The organism is Pseudomonas extremaustralis, from assembly GCF_900102035.1.
Taxonomy (GTDB): domain Bacteria; phylum Pseudomonadota; class Gammaproteobacteria; order Pseudomonadales; family Pseudomonadaceae; genus Aquipseudomonas; species Aquipseudomonas extremaustralis.
In genome coordinates this window covers 5,942,818-5,955,072 of the sequence record NZ_LT629689.1, presented here as the reverse complement: position 1 = coordinate 5,955,072, position 12,255 = coordinate 5,942,818, and the positions used below count along the sequence as shown (strand labels likewise).

Here is a 12,255-nt window from a genome sequence, read left to right as displayed (position 1 = left end):
CCATGGCGCCAGCGTTAGACGGGGGTCGACAGATATTTGTAACGAAGCGGAGCTTTACCTGCGGTTAATTGGTGAACCTTATCTACTTCGGTTTCGTCGGGCCAGTATTTCGCCCTTATTTCTAGTCTTCATCCACTACCACAAGTCAATAACCCGGAAAGTCGCAGAAAGTGGGCGACAGACTTGGACGCCGCGCACAGTAAGCCACTCAACTTTCCGCGCCAATACTGGACGTGTGCACAGGTAAGCAATCCGCTCACACCACGATGGCACTATGCCGCCAGGCAACCGCCATTTCGCTATTTTTTGCTCATGTGCAAAGCTAAGGACGAACTGACCTGTACCCATAATTGACACATCGCCCAGCACTAATTTTCCGCAGACGGGCTCAGCGTGCTTTCAGCAACGCCTCAAAATCCGAAGCCTGAATCTCCGAAGCCCCACTCAACATGTCCCGCGCCAACGCCCTTCGCTTGCTCAGCAATTCATCCAGCGTCGCCTCAAACGTCGGCATCGCGGCATCCCGAACCGTTGGGTAGTAAACGTACACATCCTTCTCCTGCCCAATCCGATAAGCCCGATCTGTCGCTTGATCTTCCTTGGCCGGGTTCCAGCAACGCGTGAAGTGAATAACGTGGTTTGCTGCCTGCACGTTCACCCCAAACCCGACGGCGATGGTCGACAGAATGATCACTGCAAAACTAGGCTGCTCCTGGAACTGGTCGATCAGCTTCTGCCGACTATTGGCGCTCTGACTGCTGGTACTGGTATCGCCATTGATGACCGTCGCCCGAAACCCGAAGTGCTCCTGGATCGAGTGCTGCAACTCCCGCTGAATATCACGCAATTCGGTAAAGACGATAACCTTGTCACCGTTCCCAGCTTTTTTGATCGACTCAAGCGTCTGCATTAACCACTGCAGCTTCGGTGAGTTGTCGCGCAGTCGCGTATCAGGTTGAACGCTGTACGGGTGAGCACAAATGAGCTTGAGCTTGTGCAGCAACCCGAGCATGCCGGAGGTTTTTTGATCGAGCTGTTCTTCGATCTGCTGTTTCTGGCTGTACGCGGATATTTCGGAAAGGTACAGATTGCGCTGCAAGGCATGCATGCCAAGTGAACGACATGCTGTGTCTTCGATCTTGGCCGGCAGGTCCTTGGCAATGTCTTGCTTGGTTCGGCGCAAAGTCTGCGGATCGATAAGCCCACGCAGGCGCTCCAGGGCAACGGTATCACGCTCCAGCGCGGCTTCGATTGGGCGCTGATACTCGCGGCCGAACTGGTTCAATCCCCCCAGAAAACCCGGCTGAATGAAGTCGAACAGACACCAGAGATCGATCAAAGTGTTCTCGACGGGCGTACCGGTACACGCCACTCGAAATCTCGCAGGAATGGCTTTGATCGCCTGAGTTACCAGTGCCGCGGGGTTCTTCAGTTTTTGCGCTTCATCGCACACGACGATCGACCACTGCTGGCGCGCCAGGGAAAACTCTTGATCGCGAAGCGTCTCGTAAGTCGTCAGGACGATTCTGGCGCCGCCCATCCAACCTGGGCGCAAAAGATTCTTGATGCCCTTGGCTTTCAAGTCGGCAGGGATTTCTTCTTTCTTGAACTTCACCGCGCTCAAGGCTGAGCCATACAGCTTTAGCACTGGCAGCGCGTCAGCGAAGAAGAACCGATGAAGTTCACGCTCCCAGTTATCAAGCAACGAAACCGGGGCGACGATCAGTGTCGGCTTGTCCTCTGGATACTGTTCCAGGTACCAGACCAGGAAGGTGAGCAACTGGATCGTTTTTCCAAGCCCCATATCATCAGCGAGCAAGCAACCTGACACGTCCGAGGGGGACAAGCGAAATAAATGCTGCAACCACGCAACGCCTTGAAGCTGGTGCTCACGCAAGACGACTTCAGGCTTAAGCAGGTTGGGCAACTCAGGCGTTGCGTCTAAAGCCGCGCGTAAGGCTGCCTGACGAATTTGAACATAGGTCGGTTCGTCAATGTTGTGGCCGATTTGCAGTACGGCGCGACCAATCTTTTCCTGTTGCTGGACCAGGCCGGTCTCGACAGGTGCGATCTTCTTGGACCAGGCATCAAACAGTTGCTCGGCGGCGGCAATCGTGAGCGGTGTTTCGGACTCTGGCAAACAGACCGTTTCATCACCGGCAGCGCGAGCTTCGTCCAGCCGCTGTTCAAACGCTTCAAATTGAGCGCGGTCGGAGGGATCCCAACGTCCGAGGATTTCTGCGTCGATACCCAGCGCCGCCACATCCTTCGGCAACCAGTTCTCGGTCGCCTCTTTGACGAGGAAAGGCGAAGTAATTTTTTCCGCATCCCCGATGCCAGTCACACGGTCGCCGTATAGAGACAGGTCCAGGACTGAGTCGAACTCAATACCGGCCGCTTCGTTCTGCCAACGCTTGAGCAGGTCGCTGATACCTGCCATCTGCCGCGAATCAAAATCGCTGAGTTCCAGCTCATAGCCCTGCCAGAAACCAGCCGGCATGCCAGCGGCCAGTTTCAGCTGCAACTCATGCACGAACGGCGCGAGGTCATAGGCCGCTTTGAATTCAACTTCGATGGGCGCTTGCGGGGTTGGCGAGATTGGTTCGAGTGTCAGGTTTACCTGCTCAATGTTTTGTCCCGCTTCATCCAGTTTGGGCTCCAGATGAAAGCGGTGAAAGAAAATCCCAGCCTCGGCCAGTTCATCTTCATAGGTCTCGGCATCCAATACTTGCGCGGCGCTTTCGCCGAGTGCGCTGTAAGGGTTGCGGACGAAGGAAAGTGCATCGTCCCCAGCGACCCGACGCCCGGGCAAAGAGCGCACATAGTCCAGTACAGATTTGACTTCAGGCTCAATCAGGACGTGGGTCAACGATCCATCATCGCTGGTCACCCGGTATCGATCCTGAACCTGATTGGCACCATCGAAACTCTCGAGCCAGTTCGCCGGCTGGCCTTCGAAGCTGGGTTGCAGCTCGATGACCGGCGTATTACCGACTGTCGACTTTCGCGGGTTGAGCCGCAGGCTTTCAGGTTTGATAACGACGGTCTTATCCAGGAAGCCATCCATACCGGCACCCGCCTTGCGTGCCAACTTCCTGATGCTGGCCCAGCCGATCTGGTTGGTTACTTCACCCGGCTCATTTTGTTGGGCCAGGTAAAGTTGCCGTACCGCACCGGCCAGCTTCCAGCACGACTCAGGCAAAATCTCCGTTTTTCCGTGGTACTGGAGGATGGCGCCCGTACGCTGTACCTGCACATTGGCGTTGGATTGCGGATCACGCCATCCACTGACGGAGACTTTGAAATCGTCGGAGGCAAGACTGCCTTGGCTGCTCAGTTGAGGAATGAGTGCAGTCTTTGGTGGCAACCCCAATAGCGGCAGGCTTGTTAAGTGCTCTGGCTCAACAAGAAGCCGATAGAGTTCATCCCACGTCAGCAGCCAGCGATCGCTGAGTTGGGAGACGAATTCCTCTTCTTCCAACTGATCCAGATAACTTGCCAGCGGCCAGGAATCGGTAGTCTCCGCCAAGCTCAGGGGGTAGCAAATGCCCTGCTCTTCTATGGAAAAAACAGGCTCGGTATTTTCCGCTGCCGCATTCGTCTGACGGCCGATACCTTTAAGCAAACGCTTGAACATTAATGGCTCCAGAACCTGAGCGGTTGCTGATTGACGGGTTTGAAGCCCAGACGTTGAAGTGCTGCAACGGCAGCCTGATCATTGTCATCGAGCTGAACCTGAAGCGCGCCACCACGCGCGCGCTGGTCATAGACCTTGTGCTTGACCGACTTCAAGGCGTCACGGACCTGGTCTTCAAAAGCGATCGGTTTGGTTGCTCCTGACGCTGCGGCCTTACTCTGCACACGAATGCCCAGTTTTCCGAGCTTGTCGTCGAACTTGCTCAGCCAACCCTCGATGCGGTCCGGGCGACCGGGCGCAGGTGAATGAGTCATCCACTCTATCGTTCGATGGCGCTGCTTGAGTTCTTTGGTGAGTTCAAGCTGGGTCTTGTCTGGGTTAAACGGCGAATCGTCCGCTTTATACACAAAGCAGGCATTCCCCGTTCCCGAAAACTCCACGAAAAAGTAGTCCCCAATCTGCATGACTACGGCATTATTGTGCCCGGGACCGCCTACCAGCTTGCTCAAGCGGCCTTTGTTCTTCTCACGGAAATGAACAAAGTCCTGCCCGCGGTCATGCCAGGCGTCGACGCCCATGACGATCCGGGTGTAGCTCATTTGATTGGCAAATCTTAGCCAGTAATACAGTCGCGACTGATCAACCTCGGCGTCTCCCTTCAACAGGTTGAAGAAGTGCTCCAGATCTTCCTTCGCGAACCACGCCACAACCATCGCGCAGACGTCTTTTTCAACATACTGCAGCCAGCTGTTTTGCCTGGAGCGGATCTGAGGGCTGCCCCAATTGTCCAGCGTAACCTGCTTGAGCAAAGACGATGGTTTTTCTCGATAGGCTGCACCGTGATAACGCGACAGGCATGCACTCAGAATGTCGTTCATGTAGCGCGGATGCTGCCGGCCGATATCGACAAGGTCAGCTAAGCGCTGGGAGAACTCGGCATCGTCCAACATGAAGATACGGGATATGAGTACGTTAAAGATCCTTCGCCACAGCCAACTGCTGTCAGGGATCTGCGCAATCGTCTGCAATGCCGAAAGGTCGCTGATTTCACCCTTGAACATCTGGTCACCCAGCCTGGCACCTGCCTGCTCGGAAAAAAGCTCCTGATGCTGCTGGACGATATTTATCCACTCTTTCTCGCGTTTTTGCTGACCTCTGACGCACTCGAAGCCAAGCTGAACGTCTGCCCGCAACACACACCAATTGGCGTTCTGATCAGGCGTGGCAGCCTCGTACCCAAAGTAGCTAAAGCACAGAGCCAACCAATCGCGCCGGCTAAGCTTTCGCTTTTCGATACGGTGATGGATTTCCTTGTGCACGCGGTCAAAGAGCTGGTCATCGTCCAGTATCGGCCCGATTCGTTCACTCTTGTCCGAGAGACCAGCGAAAACCAAACGCCATTCAGAGGCGTTAAGCGTCAATACATTGCGGAATTTGCTTATCGCCGCACGGCGCTTTTCCTGAGGTGGCGGCAAGGCCTTTTCAGCGCGCTCGAATCGCTCGTAAAGATCAATTCCCGCAGCACCCAGACGGGGGAATCGCGCCAACGGTTCTGGCGCCGGCCCCGTTCGATGCGTGGAAAGACTCAGGTTAATAGCGGCGGAAAGCCTCGCGATTGGGCTAGTCATCGGTTCATCGCCAACTGACACTTTTCCATATCGGTGTTATTGAACACCGGCACATCTGGCTTGAGGTTTTCTTCCTTTTCCTTCAAGCCAAAGAACTGCATGCGCAACTCCACTCGCCGGCTTTCTTCCTTGGTGTCCTTTGCATTGTTGAAGGACACGCCACCCGCCAGGAACATCGATCTGATTTGCTGTTGGTGCTCCGACGACAATCCGACCTGGAGCGGGCTGCGACTATCGAGCAGGCTGCACATCACCCACTCTGAACGCTGCAATGAAAGGTGCAGGTTATAAAGATAGGAACCGTCGGTGTCTGTCGATCCCTCGATCACCACCTGTTTGAACCATTTACGACCTACTTCACTGTTGGCCGCCTCCAGAATCATCGGCACAACCTCTTGAAGTGCCGACTGACCATCGTTGCTCAGCGCGTACTGGTTATGCCCAAAGCGGCCAGCGTCGCCAAAGCTAATCCGGTTGTCTTTGCAATCCACCAAGATGGTCTTACTGGCAGTCTTCGCCTTAAGACTCAAGTGCTCGCAGATCTGACTGATGTCCTTGTTGCGCTGCTTCTCCCCCTGCTCCGCCTGGTTAATACGCTGCGTCACAGAACTCAAGGCCGCCACCATGACCACGAGAAACAGAATCATCATGGCGGTCATCAAATCAGCGAAGGAGATCCAGAAAGGCTTTTCTCCCTCGTCCTTTGAACGGGCAGCCGAAGGCATTTGCTTACCAAACATCGACTAGCCTCCGTTACTGCCTGATTCGTTCCATGATGTCGCCGAAGTCTTCGAGACTTTCCTTGACCCCTTCAACACCGCCAGCGAGGCTCTTGACTGCTTTATCGAGCTCGGCATCCAGGCTACCCAGGGTTTGTCTCAACGTTCGATCCATTCCATCACCGAACTCTTTGAAGCCATTCCCCAGTACACCACTGATGTTTTCCAGGTATTCATACACTTCACGGTTAAGCGCCTGCATCCGCTCGCTTTGCACCCTCAGATCCTGAAGGTACTGGCTACGGCCGCTGGCCTCCCCTTGTGCACTCGCAACTACCCCTTCGATGACAGCGAGCGTTTTCGCTAGCGCTTCACGATTGTTTCGGTAGTCCGCAACAACGGTATTCAGCTCACGTGACGCCTGTGCAAGCTCAGTACCTGCGCCCTGGACAGTGCCCATCAGCCCCGAAGTCGACTCACTGGCTCGCGCAACGCTTTGTCCGGCCATTTCAAACCGCTCCGCAGCAGCCCGCATCTTGTCTGCGCCTAGCTGCATACTCTGCAAATGCTGCTCTGTTTGAGCACTCAATGCCTTGACGGTGTCCTGGGCAGACTTCTGTTGCTCAGATACCGTTTGCAGCAACGCCTTGACCTGTTCGTCAAGGCCGCCCACCAGGTCGCGGGTACCTTGATGCAGGTCAGCCTGCGCGGCACGGGTGGCTTGATCCATCTGTTGCTGACCATTTTCCAGCTGCTTGAAGACTGCCGAGAGCTGCTCACCCAGCACCTCAACGGAGCCCGCAATTTTCGCCATGGTTTCCTGTTGACCCTGGCCGATATTCTGTTTGATCGATTCAACAAACGCCTGGAGATTCTCAGCCATTGCCTGTTGGCGAGCCTCGCTCTGAGCAAACAACTTCTCCAATTGCTCGGCCATTCGAGCACCTGCCCCCTCCCCTTCGTTACCGATACGGGCAACTGAAGCCTGGAGATTGACGAGCATCTCGTTCATCCCCGCTTGCATGGCGTTCTGTCCGGCCTGCATATCGGAGAGTAACTGAGCGATCATGGTCGAGCTGTTTTGGGTCGAGGACTCGCTAGCCGAACGCATATCCTGGATCAGCGTCGAAAAGCCCTGCTGCATCGACTGCATGGCGGCGACGGACTGCCCCATCAGTTCGTGTAGACCGTTGAACTGTTGGCCGAACGTACCTTCCAACTTGTTCATGAAGGCAACTAGAACATCCTGAAGAAGGTTCTGTACTTGCCCTGACTGATCGCCACTGGCGGCCTGAACCGCACCCGCGATAGCTTCAAGCGGTGATTTGAGACTGTTCTCAATCGCACTGCTTACCTGATCGGCCAACAACTGCCCAGAGTCACGGTAAGTCGTTGACAAGGTATCCGCTAATTTGAGGCTTTCGCGGACTTGGGTATCAACGAGGTTCTGCAGCATTTCCCGCAGATCGGTTACCAGGCTGTCCTTGAGCTGACGGGTTTGCACGGAGCTTTCAGCGCTTGAGCGAACAAGTTCTGCCAGATACTCCTCTCCGACGCCGCTGTCGAAAAGTCCGTCGATTGTTTCGTTGAACGCCTCAAGGAGCCTATAGCACTGCCCCAGACGCCACTTCTCTGTAATCGTGACGGCTATAGATGCCATGATTGAAATAAAAGAGCCGATGAAAGCAAACAACACATCTTTCAGCAGCTTATCGACGCTGGCGTTAACCTGCTCAGGTGTGCTTGGATCAAAATGCTGCAGGCCAAGCATTAAGCCAAAGAAGGTTCCGACAATACCGATACCGGTCAAAATCCCAGGCAGGTGTTTGTAAAACTCGGTGCCCAGCGGGGTATCAACCACGCTTTGAGGTGAGAAAAAATGCGCGGCTCCGGCGGTGGCTCGCGACCGGACAAGAATCTGCTCGCCTTCCTGAAACTCAAACTGGTCGTGCAGCGTTTCAGCGTACTCGTGCCAGGAATGTTCCAGTTTGCTGCCATTGAACAGACGCTCCAGTTCAGAGCGCCGGAGAGGTGGAGCGAGAACTTTCACGCTCTGCAAGCTTTTAGTCAGGCGTTTCAGCTGGCGGCTAAGCCTAAAAGACCTAAAAAAATATCGGACAAAGTACCAGGCGCATAAAACGAAAACGAAGCCGACTACCATTTTTGGTGCGATCAGCTGCTCGGAGCTTGCTGCACCCCATAGATGCAACAGCGTCGAAAAATCCATACTTTCCGCCTTCAATTAACCCATTCATGACATTCGGCATGGCCGCACCCGCAACCCCCACATTGACGCGTCAATCGCCAATCCCGATGGCGATCGATGATAGCACCTTGCTAGTCAAACTTTTCCCGGGGCACAACTATCCTGACACCGGGGGCATGCCTACGTCGTTCTGCTCGGGTGCTCGTAGGGGGTTTCTGACGGAGACATTTACGCTTCCAGATTTGATGCCCTGGAAGTAGATCGCAGATTGGGGCCACACGGTCAGCAGCAGCTGCCGACCGCATGACTTAAATAACCTCAGCCAATCGGCTGATCACGCAGTAAGAGACTCGTGAACATCACGCGCCTCGATCCTCGCCATGACCCAGCCCTTAACTTCGCTTTCAACCCAACCGACAGCCCTGTCGCCCAATGACACTGGCTTCGGAAAGCTCCCCTCGCTGATGTACTTGTAGATCGTAGACCGACCGAGGCCGGTGGAGTGTTTGACATCTTTCAAGCGAATGATCCTCATGAACTGGCTCCTCTTATCCGTTCAGAGGATTGGCTTGCTGGTAAAGAAGTACCTACCTGACCGTCACCTTGCTGCTTGGCGGATCAGCAAGCCAACGCGGTATCGATCCTCAGGAGATACCTACCTCGCGGAAAAGTACGGTGGAGGTACCTCCCCTCCCCTGTGAATTGCTCAATGACATAACAGCTACGCCAGCCATCTGACGAATCAGAGAGCCCAGCCAAGCAAATCGCGTGCTGGATACATCCACTCAAAAGCCCCCTCAACATGTTCGGCACACTAATGAGGATCATTTGATCCAGGGCCATAAAAGCAGCGTGCAATTGGCCGTATAGCTCCCAGGCTTTCACTGCTCAATAGACCGCCCCGGCGTGAACCAGGGCAGCCTATCGGCACGGTGAGCTTTCACGTGTTTAGCAATGACCCTCTGTAGTACTCAGCTCCGGCTGCAACCAAAACCGTGGGCACCATCGCCAAAAACCTTGGTCGCAGATTTACAGAGATAGCTCGCTCTGTAAAAGAACGCAGCCTGCCCCTCCCGCTCCCCGCTATTCAGGTAATAGAACGAGTTGGCGGGAATCTCAACCAAGCCGCTGACCGTCTCCACAGGCAGCCCTAAGGCACTGGCCCAAGCCTCTACGAGGCGATTGAACATATTGTCCCTGCCAGCCTCGAACTTACCCAAAGCCGTGAAGGCATCCCGATTAAGCATAATTGCTAGGTGATAGTGGGGCTTACCATACTGCCCCAGCTCCCGTGCCCACACGTAGCGGACCCTGCTATCATGAGCGTGTTTATTCAACTGCCGGGCCTGACTACGGTTATGCTTAATCTTAGCTTTGAACGATTCGATAAAACGATCAATCACCGCGTTCGTAACAACGTAATCGGGCAACTGCGTATCCGCGGGAAGTCGCAGATCAAATCTGAATGCAAATACACGAGGGTATTGGGTAAGTGCTAGCCCCATCGTCTGATGAAGGCGGCATAGATACTCACTGATAAAAGGACCTTTATCCACCTGCACAGCCAAGCCTTGATAAGTACTTTCTGCATGAAGGGTTAGATTAGTATTCTTTGGATGTCTGCTCATGTTGGTGCTCCAGGCATTTCGGTTCATACCATTGGAGCACCCAGTACACTTTTATTACCCTGCTTAGACATAGCCCTATAGCTACACGACACCAACTCTTCGCCCTTCTTCCTTTCCACCTCGCCATACACGGATACCAGTCAATACTGAAATTCAGTCAATACAACAAGAAGCAGCCACTCAAATGAATGCATTACCTATAGACACATTAGCAATAGATATTTGAGCCTTTCACAAACTGTATACACATAAAGCATATTACCAATACCGAAAAGCCTGCCAACCTTTACAACTCTGAAACACCCAATGGAATCACCTGCAATACATCGGGGTTAAGAGAATTAATGCTCTGGCAAAAAACCATTAACACCCATACCTATTTCTGACTCTGACGCCCCACTCTCCTGCACGCCCGCCGGCCAACGGTATCGAATTGAATTACATCCTTCGATATGGATTAGCAACTGGCTGATTGAGATAGCCCAGTCAAGTCAATGACTGCGCTGGCGGTGGACAGCTCTAATGCATCAGGCTTTTCTTATTCATTCTTCATTCTTCATTCTAAGCATGGTCAGCGCGGTAAAATTTAACCTGCCTCATCTACTCTCCTCTAGCCTTTGCACTTAATTCGGATGCGCTTCGACCCGTCTACGCACATGAGACTCCACGGATTAATCAGCGGCCGTTTTGGCGGGCAAGCCGGCAATCGAAACGTACATAGCGCGGTCTCGATCTGAGCATCCGCTCGCCTGCTTTCCCTCAAGATCAACGCCCCTTCGCGCCATACCGATCGTGAAATCTATAGAAAATCCGCAACAAACGAGGACTATCATAAAGATCACCTACTAGAGAAATACTACAGAACATATTAAAAACATCATTGAACACTTCTAAAATCACTCATAAAATGCTATAGAACACCTCTAGAGAATGGAGGCAGTATGACAGTAAATCCCAACGATTATTTAGCTCGCATACTCGATGACACGAGCGACAATCGCAGAGATGACATTTGGCTTTGGTATCAACTAAAAAATAATCACGCTCAATCACTCGGCGAATTTAATAACCCGGGAATGCGAGCCATAATGAGAAACATCACCCACAGGGATCCCGACCTTGCCAAAGTCATCAATAACAAGAAAAGCGAACAGCTCCTTCCAGCAAAATACTTTGATTGGATAGACGAAGGGAAACGACAAATTGAATGGCTAATCTCAAAAATAGTAGAGCGCATAGACACTAATTTCCTCATACAGCTATCAACTCTATCCGGCAAAGACTGGCTAATCGCAAGCATTGACCTATGGAATGCCGAACTCATACAAAAAGAATTACTTCTAAATCATCTAATGCACTCCTGGACCGCACACAAAAAAGGAGACAAACCGTTTCAATGGTTCAAAAACAACGAACAAAAAGAAGACGAAGAAAAATGCTCGCTAGCTGGAAAGTGGTTAAATAACAATATTGACGGGCTTCTTATACTGGCCATGCCAGCAACAACAAATAGCTCTCTTGAAACGTACGAAGATCTCTTGATTTTTTTCGACCGTTGCACGAAAGATCAAAAAACCCTGTATATAGACAAAATAAAAAAATCCTGGAGCCAGCAGAAATATCGCCAAAGCTTAACTGGCAAAGCGCAATACAACTTCATCCTTTCAGACAAAGCAATACAACGCCTAGACAAATTTGCCGACGATCATGATTTAAGCCGCGCCAGAATTTTAGACATACTGTTAAAAATGGAAGCCGAGAAAAATCTCTACATCCCAGAAATGCTGAAACGACTAAAAGACGAATTTTAACTCAGCGCCACCGTCACAACGAGAATAACGCATTCTTGCCAATGCTCTATTCTTCATACCCCCGTTCTCCTTTAGAATTTAAAGCGAGTGAGTAATGACAAAGTAATATCAACTGGCAAAAACGCTTTTAGCGCCTGATATTCGTCAGAAAAAATTAAATCAGTTCAACTTACTGCGCAGTGCTCCGAGACCAACATCAAACCACGCCAAAAGTTTTCCCACGCTTGAAAAGCCAAGCTAATCAAGCAAAAGCTCATTGGCAGCCACGAGACGATTTGCACTGCGATCTACTCTCTCGCTTCATAAAGGAGCTGTTATCTGCTTGCGCCTAGGCAAAATGGCCCGTAGGCCACGCTCAGGCACATTGGTTAGGCGCACCCAGCATGCCGATATGGTCAAACTGGAGACCGGTGTGGCGATCTCTCTTTGTGAGCCGCACAGCCCATGACAGTGCGACAGTCACGAGAAATAGCAACGAACTGATCCACCAGTGCTTGCCCTGACTGACGCGTCAGTACAAGTACACAGCCAAATCAGCTCGATGCGATAGCATGCAACTGAACATGCCCTCACGCAAAGCGCTTCGATACAAATGTCCAATTGAACTCATGGCGACGATGCCCCAG

General features: G+C 52.5%; 7 protein-coding genes. 1 reads left to right on the top strand and 6 read right to left on the bottom strand.

Annotation, left to right across the window (positions count from 1 at the left end; genetic code table 11):
* Positions 1–388 precede the first annotated feature (388 nt).
* The 6 genes from zorD to BLR63_RS27415 form a co-directional block, all read right to left on the bottom strand.
* Entirely contained in the window at positions 389–3,637 is a 3,249-nt protein-coding gene (gene zorD / locus BLR63_RS27445) for a type I Zorya anti-phage system protein ZorD (protein ID WP_010562616.1), read from the bottom strand.
* Positions 3,637–5,265, bottom strand: coding sequence for a type I Zorya anti-phage system protein ZorC (gene zorC, locus BLR63_RS27440; protein ID WP_010562615.1), 1,629 nt, complete (start codon positions 5,263–5,265; stop codon positions 3,637–3,639). The genes zorD and zorC overlap by 1 nt, the downstream gene beginning before the upstream one ends.
* The gene (gene zorB1 / locus BLR63_RS27435; protein ID WP_010562614.1) at positions 5,262–6,005 is read right to left on the bottom strand and encodes a type I Zorya anti-phage system protein ZorB1; all 744 of its coding nucleotides are present in this window, start codon (positions 6,003–6,005) and stop codon (positions 5,262–5,264) included. Before zorB1 ends, zorC begins: the two co-directional genes overlap by 4 nt.
* A gap of 13 nt (positions 6,006–6,018) precedes the next feature.
* Positions 6,019–8,211 carry a type I Zorya anti-phage system protein ZorA1 gene (zorA1, locus tag BLR63_RS27430; RefSeq protein ID WP_010562613.1) on the bottom strand — a complete coding sequence of 731 codons (2,193 nt, stop codon included), beginning with the start codon at positions 8,209–8,211 and terminating at the stop codon, positions 6,019–6,021.
* A gap of 313 nt (positions 8,212–8,524) precedes the next feature.
* Positions 8,525–8,725 carry an AlpA family transcriptional regulator gene (locus BLR63_RS27425; protein ID WP_010562612.1) on the bottom strand — a complete coding sequence of 67 codons (201 nt, stop codon included), beginning with the start codon at positions 8,723–8,725 and terminating at the stop codon, positions 8,525–8,527.
* A 436-nt stretch (positions 8,726–9,161) separates the two neighbouring features.
* Positions 9,162–9,818, bottom strand: coding sequence for an inovirus Gp2 family protein (locus tag BLR63_RS27415; protein WP_010562610.1), 657 nt, complete (start codon positions 9,816–9,818; stop codon positions 9,162–9,164).
* Between the two features lie 941 nt (positions 9,819–10,759).
* On the opposite strand from BLR63_RS27415, the gene BLR63_RS27410 reads away from it, so the two are divergent.
* Positions 10,760–11,629, top strand: coding sequence for a hypothetical protein (locus BLR63_RS27410; protein ID WP_010562609.1), 870 nt, complete (start codon positions 10,760–10,762; stop codon positions 11,627–11,629).
* The last annotated feature ends 626 nt before the right edge of the window (positions 11,630–12,255 follow it).

Coding starts and splice junctions, on each gene's coding strand:
- zorD (WP_010562616.1), bottom strand. CDS start 3,637: ATGTTCAAGCGTTTGCTTAAAGGTATCGGCCGTCAGACGAATGCGGCA.
- zorC (WP_010562615.1), bottom strand. CDS start 5,265: ATGACTAGCCCAATCGCGAGGCTTTCCGCCGCTATTAACCTGAGTCTT.
- zorB1 (WP_010562614.1), bottom strand. CDS start 6,005: ATGTTTGGTAAGCAAATGCCTTCGGCTGCCCGTTCAAAGGACGAGGGA.
- zorA1 (WP_010562613.1), bottom strand. CDS start 8,211: ATGGATTTTTCGACGCTGTTGCATCTATGGGGTGCAGCAAGCTCCGAG.
- BLR63_RS27425 (WP_010562612.1), bottom strand. CDS start 8,725: ATGAGGATCATTCGCTTGAAAGATGTCAAACACTCCACCGGCCTCGGT.
- BLR63_RS27415 (WP_010562610.1), bottom strand. CDS start 9,818: ATGAGCAGACATCCAAAGAATACTAATCTAACCCTTCATGCAGAAAGT.
- BLR63_RS27410 (WP_010562609.1), top strand. CDS start 10,760: ATGACAGTAAATCCCAACGATTATTTAGCTCGCATACTCGATGACACG.